Source organism: Flaviflexus massiliensis (assembly GCF_001375495.1).
GTDB lineage: Bacteria > Actinomycetota > Actinomycetes > Actinomycetales > Actinomycetaceae > Flaviflexus > Flaviflexus massiliensis.
This window is the reverse complement of the sequence record NZ_LN831058.1, coordinates 1,159,314-1,181,941: the sequence shown is the minus strand read 5'-3', so window position 1 is coordinate 1,181,941 and position 22,628 is coordinate 1,159,314. Positions and strand designations below refer to the sequence as shown.

21 protein-coding genes and 1 pseudogene are annotated in these 22,628 nt (G+C 60.5%); 4 read left to right on the top strand and 18 right to left on the bottom strand.

Annotated features, from left to right (window positions below):
• Positions 1–103: 103 nt before the first annotated feature.
• Positions 104–1,612 (bottom strand): IMP dehydrogenase, encoded by a 1,509-nt coding sequence (guaB, locus tag BN1241_RS09470; RefSeq protein ID WP_054953354.1) that lies wholly within the window; start codon positions 1,610–1,612, stop codon positions 104–106.
• A 256-nt stretch (positions 1,613–1,868) separates the two neighbouring features.
• Between guaB and BN1241_RS09465 the strand changes: the two genes are divergently transcribed.
• Entirely contained in the window at positions 1,869–2,162 is a 294-nt protein-coding gene (locus BN1241_RS09465) for a WhiB family transcriptional regulator (RefSeq protein WP_077138344.1), read from the top strand.
• Positions 2,163–2,455: 293 nt separating this feature from the next.
• Here BN1241_RS09465 and groES read toward each other — a convergent pair whose 3' ends face one another.
• Both groES and BN1241_RS13630 read right to left on the bottom strand, forming a co-directional pair.
• A complete protein-coding gene (gene groES / locus BN1241_RS09460; RefSeq protein WP_054953352.1) occupies positions 2,456–2,752 on the bottom strand; it encodes a co-chaperone GroES in 297 nt (98 codons plus the stop codon).
• 215 nt (positions 2,753–2,967) lie between these two features.
• A pseudogene (locus BN1241_RS13630) lies at positions 2,968–3,357 on the bottom strand (mycothiol transferase); the annotation flags it as partial.
• A gap of 300 nt (positions 3,358–3,657) precedes the next feature.
• Between BN1241_RS13630 and BN1241_RS09450 the strand changes: the two are divergent.
• On the top strand, positions 3,658–4,815 hold the full coding sequence (locus BN1241_RS09450; protein ID WP_147599386.1) for a class I SAM-dependent methyltransferase: 1,158 nt from the start codon (positions 3,658–3,660) through the stop codon (positions 4,813–4,815).
• 135 nt (positions 4,816–4,950) lie between these two features.
• Here BN1241_RS09450 and tsaD read toward each other — a convergent pair whose 3' ends face one another.
• The 11 genes from tsaD to glmS all read right to left on the bottom strand — a co-directional run bounded on the left by tsaD (position 4,951) and on the right by glmS (position 16,878).
• The gene (gene tsaD / locus BN1241_RS09445) at positions 4,951–5,994 is read right to left on the bottom strand and encodes a tRNA (adenosine(37)-N6)-threonylcarbamoyltransferase complex transferase subunit TsaD (RefSeq protein WP_054953870.1); all 1,044 of its coding nucleotides are present in this window, start codon (positions 5,992–5,994) and stop codon (positions 4,951–4,953) included.
• A 297-nt stretch (positions 5,995–6,291) separates the two neighbouring features.
• A complete protein-coding gene (locus BN1241_RS09440) occupies positions 6,292–7,026 on the bottom strand; it encodes a succinate dehydrogenase/fumarate reductase iron-sulfur subunit (RefSeq protein ID WP_054953349.1) in 735 nt (244 codons plus the stop codon).
• Complete coding sequence (locus tag BN1241_RS09435; RefSeq protein WP_054953348.1) at positions 7,023–8,987, bottom strand: fumarate reductase/succinate dehydrogenase flavoprotein subunit; 1,965 nt, start codon at positions 8,985–8,987, stop codon at positions 7,023–7,025. Before BN1241_RS09435 ends, BN1241_RS09440 begins: the two co-directional genes overlap by 4 nt.
• Before the next feature lie 14 nt (positions 8,988–9,001).
• Positions 9,002–9,724, bottom strand: a complete 723-nt coding sequence (locus tag BN1241_RS09430; RefSeq protein WP_054953347.1) for a succinate dehydrogenase cytochrome b subunit — start codon at positions 9,722–9,724, stop codon at positions 9,002–9,004.
• A 184-nt stretch (positions 9,725–9,908) separates the two neighbouring features.
• On the bottom strand, positions 9,909–10,406 hold the full coding sequence (locus tag BN1241_RS09425; RefSeq protein ID WP_054953346.1) for a GNAT family N-acetyltransferase: 498 nt from the start codon (positions 10,404–10,406) through the stop codon (positions 9,909–9,911).
• Positions 10,403–11,098, bottom strand: a complete 696-nt coding sequence (gene tsaB, locus BN1241_RS09420; RefSeq protein WP_187117625.1) for a tRNA (adenosine(37)-N6)-threonylcarbamoyltransferase complex dimerization subunit type 1 TsaB — start codon at positions 11,096–11,098, stop codon at positions 10,403–10,405. Before tsaB ends, BN1241_RS09425 begins: the two co-directional genes overlap by 4 nt.
• A 4-nt stretch (positions 11,099–11,102) precedes the next feature.
• Positions 11,103–11,777, bottom strand: coding sequence for a hypothetical protein (locus BN1241_RS13035; RefSeq protein ID WP_054953344.1), 675 nt, complete (start codon positions 11,775–11,777; stop codon positions 11,103–11,105).
• On the bottom strand, positions 11,777–12,265 hold the full coding sequence (gene tsaE, locus BN1241_RS09410) for a tRNA (adenosine(37)-N6)-threonylcarbamoyltransferase complex ATPase subunit type 1 TsaE (RefSeq protein ID WP_054953343.1): 489 nt from the start codon (positions 12,263–12,265) through the stop codon (positions 11,777–11,779). Before tsaE ends, BN1241_RS13035 begins: the two co-directional genes overlap by 1 nt.
• A gap of 12 nt (positions 12,266–12,277) precedes the next feature.
• Positions 12,278–13,450 carry an alanine racemase gene (alr, locus tag BN1241_RS09405; RefSeq protein ID WP_147599382.1) on the bottom strand — a complete coding sequence of 391 codons (1,173 nt, stop codon included), beginning with the start codon at positions 13,448–13,450 and terminating at the stop codon, positions 12,278–12,280.
• A gap of 81 nt (positions 13,451–13,531) precedes the next feature.
• Entirely contained in the window at positions 13,532–15,025 is a 1,494-nt protein-coding gene (locus BN1241_RS09400) for an NAD(P)H-hydrate epimerase (RefSeq protein ID WP_054953341.1), read from the bottom strand.
• A gap of 2 nt (positions 15,026–15,027) precedes the next feature.
• A complete protein-coding gene (glmS, locus tag BN1241_RS09395) occupies positions 15,028–16,878 on the bottom strand; it encodes a glutamine--fructose-6-phosphate transaminase (isomerizing) (RefSeq protein WP_054953340.1) in 1,851 nt (616 codons plus the stop codon).
• Positions 16,879–16,929: 51 nt separating this feature from the next.
• Here glmS and coaA point away from each other — a divergent pair, with 51 nt between their 5' ends.
• Complete coding sequence (gene coaA, locus BN1241_RS09390) at positions 16,930–17,883, top strand: type I pantothenate kinase (RefSeq protein WP_054953339.1); 954 nt, start codon at positions 16,930–16,932, stop codon at positions 17,881–17,883.
• 122 nt (positions 17,884–18,005) lie between these two features.
• Positions 18,006–18,935, top strand: a complete 930-nt coding sequence (locus BN1241_RS09385; RefSeq protein WP_082418298.1) for an alpha/beta hydrolase fold domain-containing protein — start codon at positions 18,006–18,008, stop codon at positions 18,933–18,935.
• A 112-nt stretch (positions 18,936–19,047) separates the two neighbouring features.
• Here BN1241_RS09385 and BN1241_RS09380 read toward each other — a convergent pair whose 3' ends face one another.
• The 4 genes from BN1241_RS09380 to glmM form a co-directional block, all read right to left on the bottom strand.
• Positions 19,048–19,827, bottom strand: a complete 780-nt coding sequence (locus BN1241_RS09380) for a nucleotidyltransferase domain-containing protein (RefSeq protein WP_054953337.1) — start codon at positions 19,825–19,827, stop codon at positions 19,048–19,050.
• A 176-nt stretch (positions 19,828–20,003) separates the two neighbouring features.
• Positions 20,004–20,315 (bottom strand): hypothetical protein, encoded by a 312-nt coding sequence (locus BN1241_RS09375; protein WP_054953336.1) that lies wholly within the window; start codon positions 20,313–20,315, stop codon positions 20,004–20,006.
• Between the two features lie 55 nt (positions 20,316–20,370).
• Entirely contained in the window at positions 20,371–21,072 is a 702-nt protein-coding gene (locus BN1241_RS09370; RefSeq protein WP_054953335.1) for a DedA family protein, read from the bottom strand.
• Positions 21,073–21,079: 7 nt separating this feature from the next.
• On the bottom strand, positions 21,080–22,426 hold the full coding sequence (gene glmM, locus BN1241_RS09365) for a phosphoglucosamine mutase (protein WP_054953334.1): 1,347 nt from the start codon (positions 22,424–22,426) through the stop codon (positions 21,080–21,082).
• Positions 22,427–22,628 lie beyond the last annotated feature (202 nt).

Below are 22,628 nucleotides of genomic sequence, written 5' to 3'. Positions count from 1 at the left end.
ACACTCCCCGGACATTGGATCGTGCTGGTCCAGTGACCGGGGAGGTTCGAATACGGCAATATGCCTGTCCGGGGATGACTATCGGATCATCCGCTAGGTGGTTTTAATTAATGCTGTAGTTCGGTGCTTCGGCGATGGCCGTGATGTCATGAGGATGGGATTCCTTGAGGCCGGCCGGGGTGATGCGAATGAACTTGCCCTTTTCCTTGAGCTCCGGAATGGTGCGTGCACCCACGTAGAACATGGACTGGTGCAGGCCACCAACAAGCTGGTGGGTAACGGTGCCGAGGCTACCCTTGTACGAGACCTTGCCTTCGATACCTTCGGGAACGATCTTGTCATCAGAGGCCACGTCAGCCTGGAAGTAGCGGTCCTTCGAGAAGGACTTCTTGCCGCGGGAAGCCATCGCGCCGAGCGAACCCATGCCACGATATGCCTTGTACTGCTTGCCGTTGATGAGGACGAGCTGACCCGGGGATTCCTCGCAACCCGCGAGGAGAGAGCCGAGCATAACGGTGTCGGCACCGGCCACGAGTGCCTTTGCGATATCTCCGGAGTACTGGAGCCCACCATCACCGATCACCGGCACACCGAGGGGCTTACAGGCCTTGGCGGCTTCATAGATTGCGGTGACCTGGGGAACGCCCACGCCAGCAACCACGCGTGTCGTACAAATCGAGCCCGGTCCAACGCCGACCTTGACCGCGTCAGCTCCCGCTTCCGCGAGCGCCAGCGCACCCTCATACGTCGCAACATTTCCACCGATGATCTGCACGTCATCGAAGGTGGAGGATGCCTTGAGGGAGCGGATCATGTCGAGGGCGAGGCGTGCTTGACCGTTGGCGGTGTCGACAACGAGCACGTCAACACCGGCTTCGGCGAGCGCCTCTGCGCGCTGCATCGCATCACCGAAGTAGCCAACGCCAGCTCCCACAAGGAGGCGACCATTGGAGTCCTTCGATGCCATGGGGAACTGTTCGGAGCGAACAAAGTCCTTGACGGTAATGAGGCCGGTGAGGATCCCGTTCTTATCAATCAGGGGCAGCCGCTCACGCTTGTACTTGCGGAGTAGCGCGGTGGCATCCTCGTGGGTGATGTTGGAGTCACCCGTGATGAGACCTTCGGAGGTCATGACATCGCGCACCAGGGTGGTTCCCCACTCTGCCACTGGTGTGAAGCGCAGGTCTCGGTTGGTACAAATGCCGAGTAGCTTGCCGTCCGGGTCGACAACGGGCAGTCCCGAAACACGGAACTGTCCGCAGATCGCATCGAGTTCATCGAGAGTCGCATCGGGGCCGATGGTCACGGGATTGGTGATGCGGCCGGTCTGGGTTCGCTTCACCAGGTCCACCTGGTGTGCCTGATCCTCGATCGACAGGTTGCGGTGGAGAATGCCGATACCACCGTTACGGGCCATGGCGATCGCCATGCGCGCTTCGGTCACAGTATCCATTGCTGCCGAGGCGAGCGGGATTTGGATGTTAATCTCTTTCGTGAGTCGCGCCGAAGTGTTCACTTCCGACGGGATCACGTCGGTCTCTCCAGGAAGCAGGAGGACATCGTCGTAGGTCAGTCCGATAAAGCCAAAGGGGTCATGATTCTCGTTGCTCACACCCCAACCTTAGATCCAAAGCGAATATCTGGCGATATCCGCCCACTGTGAGACTCGTCAGCGAAACGGTTTTCGAGGCCGCTCTGGGAACCACTCCCCACCCGATTCAGGTGAATATTGTTGACTTCAATTCCGGGCCGGTCAAAAATGGAACAGTAATCACAACCGTTGAAATACCAACGGTTTCTTTTTTATTGCCGCCGGTTTTTGGCAGGCGGCAATGCGACCGATACCCCTAGGAAGAGGTGCAAGCTCAGTGGCTGACATCCATCGACTTCCCGGACCAAATTCAGATCATTGGGAGTGGCAGCTGGACGGGCTGTGCCGTTCAATGGATCCCAATCATTTTTTCCATCCGGAGGGAGAACGTGGTGGACCACGGCGTCGCCGAGCTGAGGCCGCAAAGAGGGTTTGTGCACGCTGCCCGGTGTTGGAGCTGTGCAGGAAGCACGCACTTGCCACTCAGGAGCCTTATGGGGTGTGGGGTGGCATGAGTGAAGAAGAACGCCACGCCATCATTGCCGCTCAGCGCATCAAAAGGGTCTCATAAGTTCATTCCACAGAATTGTTCGGGGTCGGTACTCATGAGGTACCGGCCCCGTGTCGTCCCGGCCGCTCACGAATAGTCGACAAACAATCAGATTCCCCATAGAGAATCGAACCATCCCATAAAGATCTCAGGGACAACCGAAGGACTCTCCGCGTTGCCTGACTCTCGTGTCCCGCTTCACACTTCCGAAATCCCAGTCATCGAAATGGTTGATTAGTGCAATGGCAGACAAACATGACTGAAGGGGCGACCTTTCGGCCGCCCCTTCACAGGCTTTAGTACTTCTTATCGGGTTACTTCTCGACGACAGCGAGCACGTCGCGGGTGGAGAGGATGAGGTATTCCTCGCCTGCGTACTTCACTTCGGTGCCACCGTACTTGGAGTAAATGACTACGTCGCCGACGGCTACATCGACGGGAACGCGGTTACCCTTGTCGTCAATGCGACCAGGTCCAACGGCGACAACCTTGCCCTCCTGGGGCTTCTCGGTTGCGGTATCGGGGAGAACGAGACCCGAGGCAGTGGTCGTCTCAGCTTCCAACTGGGTGATGACGATGCGATCCTCGAGAGGCTTAATGGAGACCGACACGCGGACCCCTCCTTTTCCTATCTAAACGGATTGGACAACGCCTCTGTCCGCCGTCGCGGGGGCCGGAAGAAACGTGTGCGTGGCGAACCACGTCTGCTACATAGAATAAAGAGTAGTTAGCACTCGGTCAACTCGAGTGCCAATTGTTCACGATGAGCGAGTTGATGCCATACGCACCGCCGCAAAGAAGCGATTCACAACCTCAGATCCGCCTCTTATTCGCCGGTTTGACAGTCGATGGACTCTCGGATGAGAGCAGCGTGGCCGCAGAGCCTGCCGTACTCTTCGATCATGTGAACCATGATCCAGTGAAGCCGAAAACCACACCTTTCTTGCACTGGTGCTTCGCGAGCGCATCCATTCCTTCAGCCGAATAAGCTTCCTTGGCACAGTTAGTCAGAGTCTGCAGTGGCCTGATGCCACTCCGAGCGCAATGTCTCACCCGAGTCTTCGCCCGCACTGTGCCAATCCCAGTCGTTGTCAGCATCACAGTCGACACTCTCCCGCGGCTGTCCGTAGACCTCCCCGGCAAGACAGTCAGAGAACCACTGTCGTTCTACCAAGGTGAGGTGCTTGAGCATCCCACCCAGTGTTATCTCGCTTGGTCTTGTCGCTGTCTCAACCGATCATCAGACAGACTGGCGGTCTTCATGGCGATTGTGCCGCGAAGAAAGCTCTACCCACGAGTATCTCCCACTCCCCCGCATCAAATGGTGGATCCACTCCCCCATGTTCATCAGTTGACTCAGTCATGGGCGAAACCCTACGGCAAGGCCGCATTCCACGCAGGTGGGAAGGGGAGCTTACGCGTAGATTCACTGCCTTCATTTGCCCCGCCCACAAAGACCGCGAGTCTTATCCCCCGCTACGCAGGTGTAATGATTTCGATCTGGCACTATGGTGTGGTGCCTTCTCCACTACACGCGGATGTCCTTCATCTCCTGGATCAGCTACCTCCCTACCGGGAGGATGAGGTCTTTTCCCTGACGAACTCACTCCGCAAGGACGGGTGGCAGCCCGAGATCATCTCTCAGGCTCTGACGCAGGCACGCCTGCGAGAGAAGGCTGTGCCGAAGTTTGGTGATCGCGCTTCGAAAATGCTTTTCACCAGCGATGCTCTCGAGCAGGCAAGCCGGCCGGAGGCAGCAGCGCACCATGCTCGGATTTTTCTCGATGCTGGAGTGCAATCGCTTCGGGAGATTGGGTGCGGCATCGGTGCCGACACGACTGCCTTTGCTAGCGCTGGACTGACCGTCACCGCCCGCGAACTGGATAATGAAAGAGCACGTCTTGCTCGCCACAATCTGGCTGACTTCAAGAACGTTCGCATTGACGTGGCTGATGGTTTGGCCGATATCGATGAGGATGGGATGTGGGCGGACCCCGCACGCCGTGGCGCCAAGGGTCGGATCTCTAATCCTGAGGAGTGGATGCCGGCCCTGTCCTCAGTAGTTCGGGCCGCTCGTGGAGTCAAAGTCGCAGGGATCAAGGTTGCCCCCGGCATTGATCACGCCCACCTGCCATCAGATTCCAGAGTCGAATGGCTGTCGCTTGGCAGGGACCTGATCGAGGCAATCATCTGGTTGGGGACCGGTGAACCAGCACGAGTGGCAACCCTTCTGGATGGTGGGCAACTCGTTGTTCCTGGACCCCCGAACGGTCCCGTCACCATGGTTGATCCCGCGCCGCTTGGTGAGTACGTGTTTGAACCCGATCCGGCCATCATCCGTTCGGGAGGTATCGCCCTCCTGTGCGAAAAGTATGATCTTGCCCCGGTCGCACCGGGGATCGCCTACCTCACCGGCAACTCCCCCATCACCTCACCTTTTCTCGATGCCTTCCAGGTGAAGGATGTTCTTCCCCTTCAGGAAAAGAAACTGGCTCGTGAATTGAAATCACGAAATATTGGTTCGCTAGAAATTAAGAAGCGCGGGGTCGATATCACCCCGGAGACTCTTCGGAAACGCCTCAAACTCTCGGGGACTGAGTCAGCCACGGTGATCCTTACCCCGCTTGTCACTGGACGGCACGCCCTGCTCGTCAACCGGCTACCGCAGCATTAAAAAATTTAAGCTAACTACTTGGGGACATCCCGTTAGGGCACCGCCCCTGGACCACGGCGCGATTCCGGGAATCTTTGGGTGGACGCTACCGGTAACTTACCAGTACTTAGAGAATATGCGGGGCCCTGTGGCCGACTATGCCCTGATGAGCTCCATCGGCATCCCAGTATCGACCGTGATGTCGAGGGATGAGGGGGCAACCCCAGCTCGTACGAGGGCTGAGCCGAGCGCTGCGATCATGGCACCATTGTCGGTGCAGTAGCGGATCGGTGGGATACGGACGGTCACGCCCGCCTTCTCGGCGCGCTCTGCGACGAGTTCACGCAGGCGGGAGTTGGCGGAGAATCCTCCACCGATGACGAGAGTATCGGTCCCCTGCTTCTCACAGGCAGCGATGGCCTTTGCCGATAGCACATCGGCAACAGATTCGGAAAATCCGGCGGCAATGTCCGCAACCGGCACTGCTGCACCCGATTCCTCCAGGCCCTCAATGAAGCGAGCAACCGCCGTCTTGAGCCCAGAGAACGAGAAGTCGTACTGGTGCTTCTCCTTGTTCCTGCCACCAACGAGACCGCGCGGGAAGCGGATCGCGGTACGATCACCCTCCTTGGAGAGACGATCAATGTGAGGGCCACCCGGGTAGGGCAGGCCGAGGATGCGGCCGATCTTATCGAAGGCTTCACCCGCAGCATCATCCAACGTTGATCCGAGCTCTTCCACGTCGGTCGCGATGTTGCCGATGCGCAGGAGTGACGAGTGGCCCCCCGAAACGACAAGCCCCACGGAGTTGTCCGGGATCGGGCCGTTGACAAGTTCATCGACAGCGATATGACCAATGATGTGATTGACGCCGTACAGGGGCTTCCCCAGTGCAAGAGCAAGGGCCTTGGCAGCAGACACTCCAACGGTGAGCGAACCAACAAGGCCGGGACCCGCCGTGACCGCGATTGCGTCCACCTCCGCAAGCTCGGCGCCTGCCTTCTCGAGGGTCGCATCGAGCGTGGGAACAAACGATTCGAGGTGGGCACGGGACGCAATCTCGGGGATGATCCCGCCGTATCGAGCGTGCTCGTCCATCGACGACGCCGTCACATCGGTCAGCAGGTCGTATCCGCGTACGAGGGCGATGCCGGTCTCGTCGCACGATGTTTCAATACCAAGAATCAAGGGTTCAGCCACGAGAAGCCAGTCTAGTGCACGAGAAAGCAGCATCCTAGGGATCACGGTTTTCCTTGATTCAACTAACACCCGCCGATTCCATGCAAATTCGCATTGGACCTACGGGGTTCATACTCACACCCGCACCGCATTCGGTACAGTCTCGCGGCTCATCCAAGGATTCGGCCACTGCGGTTCTGAGAAACAAGTATCCAAATACCGGTTGTGAGGGGCTGGGAGAACTCGTGTCGGTACTGGTAAGGCCCGCACCTTGATAACAATGTGCGGGCCTTCCGTGGTTAAGGGTGTGCAACCGGGCTAGATTGCGGCTCCGGTGCGCAGGTCCTTGTTGAGCATGGAAATGAACTCAATCGGGATGCCCTTCGGGCAGGCCGCCTGGCATTCACCAATGTTCGTGCATCCACCAAAGCCTTCAGCATCGTGCTGACGCACCATGTTGAGTGCGCGCTCGTCACGTTCGGGCTGTCCCTGCGGGAGCAGGCCGAGGTGAACGACCTTGGCTGCGGTGAAGAGCATGCCTGAGCCGTTGGGGCAGGCTGCCACGCAGGCGCCGCATCCGATGCAGGCGGCGGCCTCGAAGGCGAGGTCGGCGTTGGTCTTCGGGACAGGCTGTGCGTGAGCATCGGGGGCCGCACCGGTATTAACCGAGATGTAGCCGCCGGCCTGGATGATGCGATCGAAGGCGGAGCGGTCGACGATTAGGTCCTTGAGTACCGGGAAGGCCGTGGAACGCCAGGGTTCGATCGTGATCTTGTCGCCATCCTTGAAGCTGCGCATGTGCAGCTGGCAGGTGGTGGTGACTTCGGGTCCGTGCGGGTCGCCGTTGATGACGAGGCCGCACTGGCCGCAGATGCCTTCGCGACAGTCCGAGTCGAAGGCAACGGGTTCGAGTCCTTCGGCAAACAGTTCCTCGTTGAGGACGTCCAGCATTTCCAGGAAGGACGAGTGTTCGTCAACATTGACCGCCCGGGTTTCAAAGCGACCGGGATCTGCAGGTCCGTTCTGACGCCAGTATTCGAGTGTAATTCTCACTTGTAGCTCCGCTGCTTCATTTCGACAAATTCGTACACGAGGTCCTCTTTGTGGAGGGTAGGTGGCTGGTTGTCGTCGCCCCACTCCCACGCTCCAACATAGGCGAATTCGTCGTCGTGTCGGAGGGCCTCGCCCTCTTCGGTGCGTGACTCGGCACGGAAGTGTCCGCCACAGGATTCCCTGCGGTGGAGCGCATCAATGCACATGAGTTCACCCAGTTCAAGGAAGTCGGCAACGCGGCCGGCCTTCTCGAGGGACTGATTGAGATCCGCTGCGCTACCGGGAACCTTGACGTTGGTCCAGAATTCTTCGCGCAGGGCACGGATCTCGGTGATTGCTTCGCGCAATCCTTCTTCGGTGCGTTCCATGCCGCACTTTTCCCACATAATGTGGCCCAGTTCCTTGTGGAATGAATCCACGGAACGGGTGCCGTTGATGCTCATGAGGGTGTTGATGCGGTCTTCGACGCTCTTGAGGGTCTCGGCGACCTCGGGGGCGTTCGATACGTCCTCGAAGGGCGCTCCGGCCAGGTAGTCGTTGATCGTGTTGGGCAGAACGAAGTAGCCATCGGCCAGGCCCTGCATGAGAGCCGAGGCTCCGAGGCGGTTCGCTCCGTGGTCGGAGAAGTTTGCTTCACCCGTGACGAAGAGCCCGGGGATGGTGGACTGGAGATCGTAGTCGACCCAGATCCCACCCATCGTGTAGTGCACGGCGGGGTAGATGCGCATGGGAACTTCGTACGGATTCTCACCGGTGATCCGCTGGTACATGTCGAACAGGTTGCCGTACTTGGCAGAGACCGTGTCCTTGCCGAGACGTTCGATCGCTTCGGCGAAGTCGAGGTATACGCCGCGTGCTTCACCGTCGATCTTTGGTCCCACGCCACGCCCCTCGTCACACATGTTCTTTGCCTGGCGGGAGGCAATGTCACGGGGCACGAGGTTACCGAAGGCCGGGTAGATGCGTTCCAGGTAGTAGTCGCGATCCTCTTCGGGGATCTGGCGGGGATCCTTCTCGCAGTCTTCCTTCTTCTTCGGCACCCAGATCCGGCCGTCGTTTCGGAGCGACTCGGACATGAGGGTCAGCTTCGACTGGTATTCGCCGGCCTGGGGGATGCAGGTGGGGTGGATCTGCGTGTAGCAGGGATTCGCGAAGTAGGCGCCCTTGCGGTGTGCGCGCCACACGGCCGAAGCATTGCAACCCATGGCGTTCGTGGACAGAAAGAACACGTTGCCGTAGCCGCCCGTGCCGAGCACGACCGCGTCAGCGAGGTGGGTTTCGATCTTGCCAGTCACCATGTCGCGGGTGACGATGCCGCGGGCCTTGCCACCAACAACGATGAGCTCAACCATTTCGTGGCGTGCGTAGGTCTTGACCGTGCCGGCCGCGACCTGGCGTTCGAGCGCCTGGTAGGCGCCGATGAGGAGCTGCTGGCCTGTCTGGCCGCGAGCATAGAACGTGCGGGAAACCTGGACACCACCAAAGGAGCGGTTATCCAGCAGGCCACCGTATTCGCGGGCGAAGGGCACGCCCTGGGCCACGCACTGGTCGATGATCGATTCGGAGACCTCGGCGAGGCGGTACACGTTGGATTCGCGTGAACGGTAGTCGCCTCCCTTGACCGTGTCATAGAAGAGCCGGAACGTCGAGTCGTTGTCGTTGCGGTAGTTCTTCGCAGCGTTGATGCCGCCCTGGGCGGCAATGGAGTGGGCGCGGCGTGCCGAGTCCTGGTAATAGAACGCGCTCACCTGGTAGCCCATTTCACCGAGCGATGCGGCTGCCGATGCTCCGGCGAGGCCGGTGCCCACCATGATGATGTGCATCCTGCGCCTGTTCGTGGGGTTCACGAGCTTGGCTTCGAACTTGCGGGTCTCCCACTTCTTCTCGAGTGGGCCGGCCGGCGCCTTCGTGTCCGCGATTGGTTCGCCTTCGCGGTAGAGGCCATCAATAAGTTCAGTCATGTCACTAGTTCCGTTCACGGGATGAGGCCGAAGAGAATGGCGGTCGGGGGAGCCATGAAGCCGATGAAGATAATGGCGGCGATGACAATGGCGATGCCGTGGAAGACAGGCTCGCGGTGCCTGTTGCTCCAACCGAGGGTCTGCAGGGCGGACCATGCTCCGTGCCTGATGTGGAGGCAGAGGGCAAGGATGGCGATCAGATAGATCGCGTAACCCCACCACACTTCTGGCTGGAAGCCAGCAATCATGCGGTCGTAGGGGGTGAGTGCCGAATAGTCATCAGCGCCAACGGAGATGGTCAGGGTCGTGAACTGCAGGAGGTGCCACACGATGAAGAGCAGAAGAATAATGCCGCCCCAGCGCATCGTCCTTGACGCATAGGTCTGCTGGTTCTTCTTGCCACGCTTCACCTTGTACTGGTTGGGGCCGCGTGCGGCTTTGCCGCGGCGCCACAGGATGATCGCTGCCCGTGCGTGTAGCACCAGCGCTACCAGCAGGATGATGCGAAGAATCCAGAGCACGCTCCCGTGAGGAACGATCGGATAGCCAACGTCGCGCAGGAACTGCGCGTATCCGTTGTACGCTTCCGGCCCGTTGAACATCTTGAGGTTGCCGTACATGTGGAATAAAACAAAGAGCACAAAGATGAGCCCGCTGACCGCCATCTGGATCTTCAGACCCACGGAGGTTGACAGCTTTCCTACCTTCTTTGGCGCTGTCGTCGTAGAGGTTGCCATACATCACATCGTAGCCCTCGACACATGTCCATTTTGCGATTTCCGTCCCAGCTTGTCCCCCGAGTCTGCAAACTATTCGCCCGCCACTCGCGCAAAATTCACCCAAACCCACGAAACACTATCATTGGGATAGATTATGGATGCGCACATAGATGGAATACATCCAATAAATGTGATCCAGGTCTTAAGCGAGATCTGTGTTTCCTAAATGCTTGCGTAATTCTTTTCGCATGACCACGGCATCGTCATCGCGGTAATAGCGCTTTCTGCGCCCCACCTCGACAAAGCCGAGCCCCTCGTACAGGGAGCGCGCACCCCGGTCACTTGCTCTCACTTCTAGAAAGCATGCCTCTGCTTTGCCGGCATGGGTGAGGAGCTGGGTAATGAGGCGGGTGGCGAGACCCTCGCGCCTGCGTTCGGGACGTACCGAGATTGTCAAGAGTTCAGCTTCAATCCCGAGGGCCAGAATTGCCGCCGCATCGAGCCTGCCCGCTCCCCCCTCAATCACCGTGCCAGTGCCGTCCTCGCCTGGAGAACTACTCGTTGAGTCAACGCCGTAGGCGACGATGCGATTGGTGGCGAGTTGTTCGGCAATCACTCCTGCCGGCCATGCCTCTACACCAAAGATGTCAAGATCGAGCTGGGCAAAGGCTTCCGTGTCGGCCGGGCCGAGGAGTCTCATGCTCCGTGAATGTCGGGCCGGCGCAGGTAGAGGGGTTCCGTACCGAGATCGAGTTCTTCACCGGAGTCAACGCGTGCGAGCCGTGAGTTGGCAAGGCGCACCATGACGAGAGGGTCGATCTCTTCGTTGACGGCGCCTTTCAGGATGTCGCTGTACAGAACGGCCCCTGGTCCAACAAAGGTTGCGTCCGGGTAGCGTTCGGCGAGCGCCTGCGGGGTGAGAACCTCGGGACCCCAGGGAATGTCGAGATCGTCGTTGCCGCGCGCGGTGACAACCTGTGCGTAGACTTCCTTGCGCCGAGCGTCTCCCACGGCAATCACCGGGGAATTCGGAGTGCCACTCTTGCCGACTCTGTCGAGTCCGGAGCGTCCGAGGATGTCGAGGGAGCCGATACCGATGAGGGGGATGTTCCATGCCCTGGCGAGTGCGCGTGCGGTGACGAGCCCTGCTCTCAGGCCGGTGAATGCGGCCGGGCCGGTGCCGGCAACTATGCGGTCGGGTGTGCGGTCGCCGACGAGTTCGTTGATGAGGGGGGCGAGGGTTTCTGCGTGGTGACGGCTGTCGGGGCTTCTGCGAACCTCGGCATCCTGGTCGACGAGTGCGATGACGGAAACGGTGGATGTATCAATCGTCAGCGTTAACACGGTTGCCTCCTCGGCGGTAGAAGCGGACGGGCCTAATGTTTCTGTCACGGATTTAGAAATGCTGCGGGGCGTGGGGTGAGTGCCGTAGCCAGGTGAAGATGAGGGTGAGTGTGAGGAAGAGGGTGAGGACGATTCCTGCAATGGTGACCGGCGTATAGTTCCGTTGCGACGGCTCATCGCCCAGGATCGGGCCTTCATCCGCGAGAGATTTTCGCCAGTCCAGATACGAGCTCAGTGTCGTTGATCCCGCCAAGTATTCGAGAGCGTCGGTGTTCGCGGGGATGATTTGTTCGTCCCGGAGAATGAAAAAGCTCCCGTATTTTGCGTCATACAGGAGTGTGTCGCCCTCCTCGAGTGAGTGAATGCGTTCAGCCAGGTACGTGTCGGCAACGACAGCTCCCTCGCTGGTTATTTCGGTCTCGTGGTAGGTGAGGACCCCGACGGGGGTGTCGTCGGAGGTGACGGGGGCGGCGAAGTATTCGGGTTCCGTTTCCACCCGGCGCGGGTCGCTGGAGTCTTCCGGTATAGACACTGCGGCAACGGGTTCCCTAATGACGAGCTCTTCGAGCTCCTGTTCGCTCAATTCGGGGAACATGCTGCCCGCGAAAGACTGCAGTGTTGCTTGCCCTTCAGTGTCGTACCACTCTTTGGCAGAGTCGGTCAGGGCTACGCCCGCTGCCCCTAAGAGCACGAGCAGCATCGAGAAGACGACGAGAACGGAACGCACTAGGATCCCAGTTTTTCCACGAGCGCACGGGACTTAACCCCAGTGCCCCTGATCGTCAGGGTCCTAGGGCTGTCGTCGAGCAGGTCTTCCGGTTCTTCACCCGTGTCCGCTCCCGTGGAGCGGACAATATCGATTTCCAGCCTGTCATCGGACAGGCCGTCGGTCTTGCCCTTACCCCATTCGATCACCGTGACGGACTCGTCCAGGGACGTGTCGAGGTCAAGGGCGTCAACGTCGTCCAGGTTCTCCAGGCGGTAGGCATCCACGTGCACAAGGTCGGGATTGCCCCGGTGAACGTGGGAAATAACGAACGTGGGTGACGTGACCCTGCCGGTCACCCCAAGCCCGTCGGCAAGGCCCTGGACGAACGTGGTCTTCCCTGCACCGAGCGGTCCGGAGAGCATAATGAGGGAGCCGGCCTCCACGTGCGCCGCGATCGACTTCCCAATCGCGCGCATGTCGTCCGCGTCGCGTGCCACTAGTTCCATGCCGTCCTCCTGTCAGTGCCCTACTTTACCCCGATACGTGCGTGGAACGTGCCTGCCGAGACGGGTTGTGATTTCGTACCCAATCGTGCCGGCAAGATCCGCCCATTCATCCGCGCTCGCACCGCCCTGACCGTAAAAGATCACCTCATCACCAACCTCCACCCCATCGGGCAGTTCGATCACAACCTGGTCCATGCAGACCCTGCCCACGACGTGGGTCCGGATCCCGACAACAGTGACCGGGCCGAGTGATGATGCGGAACGCGGAATCCCATCCGCGTAGCCAAGCGGCACTGTCCCGAGCCGCGTGGTGCGGTCGGTGATGTCCGTGTGCCCATAGGAGACCCCGGTGCCGGCAGGTACTTTGCGGGTGGCGACGATGCGGGAGGTGAGAGTCATGACCGGGACAAGCCCAAGCTCATCCGCTGTTTCGACATTGGGGTTGGGGCTGAGTCCGAAGAGCCCGACGCCGGGACGCACCATGTCAAAGTGGGTCTCGGGATGCCACAGGAGCCCGGCCGTGTTGGCCAGGTGCCTGATTTCTGGCACCACTCCAGTCCCTTCCAAAACATCCAGCGCTTCCCGGTAGGCAGCGAGTTGACGACCCGTCTCGGAACTGTCCGGCTCATCGGCTCGCGCCAGATGCGACCACGCGCCAATGACCCTCACTAGGCCATCAGCTTCGGCACGAGCAAGTATGGCGCCGGCCTCCGCGATACGTGACGGTTCGAATCCGCCCCTGGACATTCCCGTATCCACCTCGATGTGCACGCGGGCTGTTTGACCAAGTAGGCGGGCGGCCTCGAGAACGGCATCCAATGCCCAGGGGGCACCGATGGAGATGTCGAGCTTCGCCCGAATGGCATACGTCAGGTCCGTACCCGGTGCGTAGAGCCAGGTGAGGATCGGAATGTCGGGCTCGCATTCGCGCAAGGACAGGGCTTCGGACAGCTGTGCAACGCCGAGGTAGTCGGCACCGGCTTCGACAAGGCGGCGCGACACCTCGGCCATGCCGTGCCCGTATCCGTTCGCTTTGACGATGGCGGCGATCTTCGCATTCGTTAGCGACTTCAGGTGGCGGAAGTTCTGTTCGAGCGCATCAAGATCAATGCTGGCACCGCCAACCATCTCTCCGTATCCACCATCCGGTCCTGACATTGTCCCGTTCTCTCCTTCGCCGCTCACCGGTCTCCCCTCATGATTCTCACAATCCCGTTCCCGCTCACTTGTGCTCTCCCCACTGCGACACGGGTAGTGTGGCGGGGCTCAGCCACGGAGGGCCTTGCCGATGGCGTGGGGGATGCGGGCGATGATGTCGGTGGCCCTGATGGGACGGGCGGAGTCGGCCGCTTCCGAATGGATCCAACTTGCTGCGGCCGCCATGAGGGCCGGCCTACCGTGACCGCGGCCCGCCCGCGCCACCTCGTCCCCAATTGAGGCGAGAAGCGTTCCGAGCAGTCCCGCATACACGTCCCCCGCTCCCGCGGTCGCCTTCCAGTGGGAAGGTGCAGGCTGAGCATAGACGGGGCCGTCCGGCCCCGCAATAAGATCCGTTGCCCCCTTGAGCACGATCGTCGCGCCCGTGACCGTGGCCGCGAGGCGGGCGGCACGGATGGGAGCGGCTTCGACATCGCGCCGGGTCAGCCCTTCACCTCGTGCGGACAGGAGTTCGGCAAGTTCACCAGCATGAGGGGTAAGAACCACGGTGGAGGGCAGGTCGGTGTAGTCCTCCTTGAGTAGTTCAAGAGCCCCAGCATCAAGCACCACCGGATGGTTCTCTTCGAGTGCCCGGTCGAGTGGTGCCCGCAGGCGATCAGCCTCGGTGGCGGGAACACCGGAACCCAGAACGGTTGCCTGCGCCCTGCCAAGGCCAGTGACGACCTCCGGGTAGCTGCGGAGCACGAGGCCGGCAGTGTCGGGCGAGTCGAGACGGACCATGCCCGGGCCGGCCGCGAGTGCACCACCCACCGACAAGATGGCGGCACCCGGATAGGATTCGGAGCCGGTTCCGAGAAGCACAACGCCGCGCGTGTACTTGTGGTCGTTGGGACCGGGAACGGTCAGCAGATCCGCGACATCCGCCCCCGTCAGGCTCGCAAGAGCCGGGGTACCTGGAAGGTCGAGTCCAAGATCGATGATCTCGACCCGTCCGCACACGCGGGATGCTGGTGGGGCGAGGAGTCCGGGCTTCGCCGCTCCCATTGTCACCGTCACAGTCGCGGTTAGGTGCGGTCCCGATAGGGATCCGTCGTCGACTCCGATGCCGCTGGGGCAGTCGGCCGCTACAACGATTGGTTCGTCCGGGCAACGGAGCCGTTCGTTCTCAAGCAGATCCACCACTCCCGCGAGTGGTTCGCGCAGGGGTGGGGTGATGCCGATACCGACGATCCCATCGATCCAGACCCCAGCGTAGCGGGCAGCCTTGATGAGAGCCTCGGTTCCGGGTGCCACGATCCGGCATCCCGCCTCACGGGCCGCGGCGAGGCCCTCCTCATGAGCGTGGTCGGTCAGGACTACGAGATCGACGCGGGCTCCGCGGCGTGCCAGGTACGCTCCAGCAAGTAGTGCATCTCCCCCGTTGTTGCCCCCACCCGCAAGGACGAGGATGTGGGAGCCGGTGACGAGGTGCCCGCGGGCACGGAGCTCGTCAGCGACCACGGTTGCGAGCGCAAAGGAGGCCCGCTCCATGAGCGGCACACCCTCCGCTAGGAGGGGTTCCTCGGCTGCCCTGACTTCTGCGGAACGAAAGGCTCTCAGCATGGTTACTCCACGGTGACGGACTTGGCGAGGTTCCTCGGCTGATCCACGTCCAGGCCCTTCTCGGTTGCGAGTGCGCAGGCGAAGATCTGGAGCGGAACGACCGAGACGAGAGGATGAAGGAGCGTCGGGGTCTCGGGGATGCGGATCACCGTGTCCGCGTATTCCGCTACCGCGGTATCTCCTTCTTCGGCGATACAGAGGACGCGCGCACCCCTGGCCTTCACTTCCTGAAGGTTCGAGAGGACCTTGGCGTGCAGGACTGGCCTGCGCGGGGTTGGGACGATGAAGAAGACGGGCTGGTCTTCTTCCACGAGGGCGATGGGGCCGTGCTTGAGCTCGCCGGCCGCGAAGCCTTCCGCGTGAATGTAGGCGAGCTCCTTAAGCTTGAGTGCTCCTTCGAGAGCGACGGGGTATCCGACGTGGCGGCCGAGGAAGAGAACGGTCTTGACGTCCTTCATGCTGGCAACGAGCGCCTTGATCTCGTCTTCTTGGGAGATGACGGCAGTGATCTTGTCGGGCATGGCCATGAGCTCATCCAGGTAGGTGATGACCTCGTCCGAGTACTTGTTGCCTCGCAGCTGGGCCAGGTAGAGGCCCAGGAGGTATGTGGCGGTGATCTGCGCGACGAAGGCCTTTGTTGACGCGACAGCAACCTCCGGTCCCGCATGCGTGTAGAGGACGGCATCGGATTCGCGGGCGATGGTGGAGCCGTGCGTGTTGACGATGGCAAGGACCTTTGCGCCTTGGTCGCGGGCGTGACGGACCGCCATGAGCGTATCCATCGTTTCACCGGACTGGGTGATGGCAACGACCAGGGTCTTTTCGGATACGACGGGGTCGCGATAGCGGAATTCGTGGGCGAGCTCCACTTCGACCGGGATCCGGCACCAGTGTTCGATCGCGTACTTGGCGACGTGGCCGGCGTAGGCTGCCGTGCCGCAGGCAACGACGATGATCTTGTCGATCCTGCGGAGGATCGATTCGTCGATGCGGAGTTCGTCGAGCATGAGGGAACCGGATTCGCTCATGCGGCCCAGCAGCGTGTCGCGCACGGCGGAGGGCTGGTCGTGGATTTCTTTCTCCATGAACGTGTTGAATCCGCCCTTCACCGCGGCTTCGGCGTTCCAGTTGATCTCGAACTCGTCGCGTTCGACGGGTTCACCCTCGAAGGTCTGGATCGTGACGGAGTCAGGTGTGATGGTGACGAGCTCGTCCTGTCCCATTTCGATCGCGCGCTTCGTCTGCCCCACGAATGCTGCCACGTCGGATCCGACGAAGTTCTCACCATCGCCCAGACCAACAACGAGGGGCGAGTTGCGGCGGGCGGCCACAACCGTGCCCGGTGCGTCTGCCGCGATGGCAACGATCGTGAATGAGCCTTCGAGCTCGGCCACGGTCGCGAGCAGTGCCTTGGTCAGGTCGCCCTCCTTCTTGTAGGAGAGGGCGAGGTGGTGGGCGACAACTTCCGTGTCGGTCTGGGTGACGCGTTCGATGCCCTGCTCGGCAAGTTCACGAGCGAGTTCGGCATGGTTTTCGATGATGCCGTTGTGCACGAGGGAGATCGATCCGTCGAAGGAGAGGTGGGGGTGAGCATTCTCATCCGTCGGTCCGCCGTGAGTTGTCCAGCGGGTGTGCCCAATCGAGGTGGCGGAGTTCGGGAGCGGGTTGCTGGCGAGCTCATCGAGGAGGTTCTGGAGCTTACCAGCCCTCTTGACCTGGGATATTGTCCCGGTTGTCACGGCAACACCGGCCGAATCGTATCCCCGATATTCGAGCCGTGACAGGCCCTCGAGAACAACGTCAACTGCACGCGTTGAGTTTTCTGCCCCAACATATCCGACTATTCCGCACATACTTCTAGCTCCTCGCAGATGATTTGGTGACGAGATGACAAACTATAGAACATGACCCAATTCCCGGCTACGAACCCGCTGGATCCTTTCCTGTATCTTACGCGGGATCACTGGGAGTCACTGGCAACCAGCACACCTCTGCCGCTGACTCCACACGAAGTGACCGAACTGTCGTCCCTCGGTGACCCGATCGATATGGCGGAGGTGGATGCCGTGTACCGGCCGCTGTCCGCTCTGATCCAGATGCATGTCGAGTCCGCACTGAGAAGGCACGTGAGGGTCAGTGACTTCCTCAAGACCACGGAAGAACACACGCCTTTCGTTATCGCGATTGCCGGGTCCGTTGCCGTCGGCAAGTCCTCCGTAGCTCGTCTCCTGCAGCGCCTCCTCCAACGCTGGCCCTCCACCCCCAAGGTCGAGCTCGTCACTACGGACGGTTTCCTGTTCCCCAATGCCGTCCTCGAAAAGCGCGGCATCATGAACCGGAAGGGCTTTCCCGAATCGTACGATCGGCGCGCCCTCCTGCGCTTCATGAGGGCAGTCAAGGCCGGCCGCTTCCCGCAAGAAGTACCCTATTACGATCACGTCACCTACGACATTGTTGACGACCGCGTGCAGCAGGTGCAGGCCTGCGACATTGTCATTGTCGAGGGCCTCAACGTGCTGCAGGCGCCCCGCCCCGATGCCACCGGCCAACTGTCCGCAGTCTCGGACTACTTCGACTTCTCCATCTATGTCGATGCCGATATCGACGATATTCGTTCCTGGTACGTCAAGCGTTTCCTCAAACTGCAGCAGACCGCGTTCGTCAATCCACAGTCCTATTTCTCCCGCTATGCCGACCTGTCCGTCGAGCAAGCCAAAGAGATTGCGAACAAGATCTGGTCGACCGTTAACGCCCCCAACCTCTCCATCAACGTCGAGCCCACCCGCTCCCGCGCAACCGTCATCCTCCGCAAGGGCGAGAATCACCGGATGGAATCGGTTTACCTGCGAAAAAGCTGATAGCGCACCGCTAAGCTTCACGGTTAAGCCCAGGGATTCGTGACAGAATTATTAGCGTGGCTCACCTGTCGTGGTAGGCCCGTCGGCTGGCCATAAACAGGGCGCTAGGTGAGGGAGGTAGGATGAACGAGTTTCGACCAGACCGCTGGATTTTGGCGTGGTCCGTCCAAACTCGTAGCCGTATGACCGGCGCTGCATCCTTCCCACTCACCACCCACCAGGTTGACGAAACCACGCTCACCGTCCCCACGCGGTCGGGGCCGATGAGCACACTCGTGTATCTTTCCCGCGGCATCGCTCCACTATCCGGTGACGAACATTCTCGCCCTCCCCTTCACATTCAGTTTCACGGTGGCGGCATGATCGGCAGAGCAGTCCGGGAAGATGAGCACGTGAGCCGCTACCTCGCATCCGAAACCGGAGCCATCGTTCTCACTCCCCACTTCCGTGCCGCACCCCAGGTCACGTTCCCCACGACCGAGCAGGACTGCTTTGACGTGCTCCAGTGGGCCCGAGCAAATGCCGACCGGTACGGATGGGACCCCGAACGGATCACCGTTGGCGGCACGGGAACGGGAGCGAAGCTCGCCCTCAACGTCGCCCAGCAGGCACACGAGACGCGAATGGGACTGGCAGGACTGATCGCAACCACTCCCGTGACGGACGTGAGCCGCCCGAACCGCAACCCGATCGCAGAGCAGCAGGGCGACGATGAGCAGGACGGTTTCCTCCACCGGCTCTACGCCAAGATCGTGACCTTCACTGCGGATGCGTACTTCCCGGATCCGGAATCACGGATCCAGCCGCTCGCCAGCCCCGCCTACGATCTGGCACTCGTGAAGAAGATGCCGCCCGTGTTCATTCAAACGGGAAGCGATGACCTGCTGAAGGACGATGGCGAGAACCTCGCCAAACGCCTCAACAAGGCCCGCAAACCCTTCCTCCTCACCGAATACGAGGCGGGCCACGGCCTCACCATTCACGGCAGCAACGAGGTCATTCAGCAGGCTCTTGACGACCAGGTCGTATTCCTACTCAATCTCTACCAGTAACACCGGCTAGAGCCCTGGCTCCCGTTAAACATTCGGGTGTCGCATCACTCGATTTCAACAGTTCCACAACTGGAACCCCGACGTGTCTAATCGGTTAATTCATCGCGGGACCTTACCCGGTTGACGGTAGATATCCCTCTGCCCTGAGCCAGTCGAATAGCTGGTCAAGAAGCTGGCGGCACGTTTCTGTTGCTCGGTCGGGTTTCGCGACTAGCTCCCTGATCATTGGATCAGCATCGCGCGGCTGGGAGGGTAGTTTCTTCAGGTGGTTCAGTAGCCTCTTCTCCCCCGGGTGGGTGCGCCTATTGACAGCGAAGACGATGTCGAACCAGCTTGCGAGGATGGCGGTTGTGCGATGCTGGATGGAAACGGGATCCTGGCGCACCTGTGCTGCGGAGAGTTGCTCCTCCAAGGAAAACATCACGCCACGCAGGAGTACGGCATTGTGATCCACGATTGCTCGTGCCAATGCGTCCGGATAGTCGCGACCAGCAAGTTCTTCCAGTTCCGCCAGCTTCTCCGGGCTTCGCCCGGAGCGCCCGCGCTCTTGCCAGGTGCGGACGGTGTGCCAGAACGCGGTGGTGTACCCCAGTCGTGGGACATGGTGGTCAAGGATGCTTCGCAGGTTCTCGATCGTGTCTGACACTTCCCAGAACATCACGTCGAATTTTCCTGCGTCTGTCTCCCACGCATCCCCATCACCAAAGTGGCCCGGGGCCAGTGAATATCTGGGCGGTAAGCGGGGGCCGATGAGTTGTTCACGCCAGGACAGGTCAATTTGCCCATCGGTCAGCACATAGATATCGAGATCGGAATGAGGATCTGCTTCCCCAGTGACACTCGAACCGGCAACGTACACCGCAACAACAGCCTCGTGATCGACGTAATCCACGTGCTCACACTAGCGACTGGCAGGCGGGCGATCAGGCATTCTCAGCAGCGCTGATTGAGGGAGACCTCGTGAGAGAGATGGAGAGATAGAGGGATGGAGAGATCGAGAGAGTATGCGTGCCCTTGGGATTTCGTTGATTGGTCCACAGGCAGCATTGATGTCGGAACCTGGTGCGCCTAGGCGGCAGCCCAGTAGCCGACGGCGATGGCAATGATGATGACGATCGCGGCGAGCAGGGTGACGACCGGCATGGGGATCGAAGTGTGGAGCCTGGGGCGCTCGAGGTAGGCGGCTCCTGCTCCCTGGAGAGGAGTGTAGGGGGCGGTGGAGAATTGCTGCGGGCGGGGGGCCTGCTGGCCCCACATCGGCGCCGACTGGGCTACCGGACGGCGGTGCCCCACGGGGGCGAAGTTGTTCGGAGCCTGGTAGCGGGCAGCGGGTACATAGTTGGTGTTGAAAGGGGCTGGGCGGGTCTGAATCGCGGTCATGATGATTACCTCCTGAGATGACGATAGAACATCTCAAAACCGCATGAAACCACCGTTATAGGTGAGTGGTACCCGGGGAGTCCGCCCCATCATCAGGAAAGTTTTCAGCCCATTCCTGTGCTGCCTTCTCGGCCTCAGCGTAGCGCTGTGGGAAGAAGGTTCGCTGCAGGACGGAGATGAGCTTGGAGACGATAGCTCCCAGGAGCACTCCTACAACGATCCCGAGCAGCATGGACAGGAGTGGGTGACCCTCGAGAATATGAGCCGCCCCAATGCCTATCGCGATCGAATAGCCCGCCCACAGCATCGATGACAGTGCGTCCACGACCGAGAAGGTGGAGCGGCGATAGCCGATGGAGCCGGCACCCATGTTCACCGCGATACGGCCGATGGGGATGAACCGGGCACCCATGATAAAGACGGGTCCGTGGGACAAGAGAAGCACTCCCGCCCGCGCGTACGCGCGGGCACCCCTCCCCCGGTTGAGGAAGGGAATCTTCTTGACGGGGATGCGTTTGCCGATCGAGTAGGCAACCTGGTCACCCAAGAACGCTCCCAGGGTGGCGATGGCCCACAGGAGGAAGAGATTGGGTCCCTCGGATGTGACCGTCAGTGCCGCAAGGGCAATGATGATCGACTCCGACGGTAGCGGGGGGAAGAATCCATCAACAATGCAGAGGAGAAAGGTGATGACCAGGGCCCACGGTGAGGTGCCTGCTGCAATGACCCAGTCTTGGATCACGTGAAAGATTTCCACCGGATCACTAGAGCGCTAGCTGGGAGGAAACAACCTTTGCGAGGTCGTCTGCCACGCGGTCGGCCTGGTCCTGGGTTGCGGCCTCCACCATGACCCTTACAAGCGGTTCCGTGCCCGAGGGGCGAAGAAGTACTCGCCCGGTCTCCCCAAGCTCCTCCTCGGCCTTCTGGACGGCTTCCTGGAGGACGGGATCGGTCGCGGCGCGGGTCTTATCGACGCCGGGGACATTGACGAGGGTTTGTGGGAGGCGCTGGATGAAGCTCGTGAGATCCTTGAGAGTCTTCCCGCTCTTCGCCACCTGCTCGGCAAGCAGCAGAGCAGTCAGCAGCCCGTCACCCGTCGTCGCGTATTCCGCGGCAATGACGTGGCCGGACTGTTCTCCACCGAGGGCGTAGTTGCCTGCCCGCATTGCCTCCAGGACGTAACGGTCACCCACACCTGTCTGGATGGTCTTGATGCCGCGTTCCTTCATGGCCAAAATAAGCCCAAGGTTGGACATGACGGTGATGACGAGGGTGTCATCGGTCAGGTGTCCCGACTCTTTCATCCCCACCGCAAGCACGCCCAGGATCTGGTCGCCATCAACCAACTCACCTTCGTGGTTGACGGCGAGGCACCGGTCAGCATCCCCGTCGAAGGCGACACCGAAGTCAGCTTCGGAGGCAACAACGAGAGCCTGGAGCTGTTCCGGATGGGTGGAGCCGCAGTGGTCGTTAATGTTCTTCCCATCGGGTGCCGCATTGATGACAACAACATCGGCTCCGGCCCGGCGCAGTGCCTCGGGTCCAAGTTCGCTCGCAGCACCGTTGGCGCAGTCCACGGCGATGCGTAGTCCCGACAGGTCGGTCTCAAGAACGGTGGACAGGTGATCGAGGTATTCGCGGGAGGCGACCTCGTAGTCGTCTCCGATCTTGCCGACTCCGGTCCCGGTGGGGCGTTCCCAGTCTTCACCGAGGCGTGCTTCGATGGCGTCCTCGGTGGCGTCCTCAAGCTTGTAGCCATTGTGGGCAAAGAATTTGATCCCGTTGTCCGGCATCGCATTATGCGAGGCCGAGATCATGACACCGAGGTCGTAGTCCTGGTTGGCGGACAGATAGGCGATTGCCGGGGTGGAGACCACGTCAACGTGGGTGACATCGACACCTGCCGAAGCGAGGCCCGCAGCAACTGCCTGAGCGAGCATGGCGCCCGACTGTCTCGTGTCACGACCGATGATGGCAGTGGGCCGGTTCGTTCCGTCACGGTCCTTGATAAGGACTCGGGCGGCTGCCTCACCCAGTTGCAGAGCCAGGTCGGCAGTCACGAAATGGTTGGCGAGCCCGCGGACTCCGTCGGTCCCAAACAGTTGACCCACAATGTTCCCTTCACACGGTAATAAATCTGTCCCCAAATCTACCGCAACTAGCTCTGTCAGTCCCGGGACAACCGCAAGAATCGCGCTTTGAGAGCAGTTCCATCCATCCCGCATCACCCCAGCACCTCCCAGCAAACCACGATTGACAGAAGTGGGGACAAAGCAGAGGAATGATTCCGGCTGATTCTCGAACAAGTTTTCG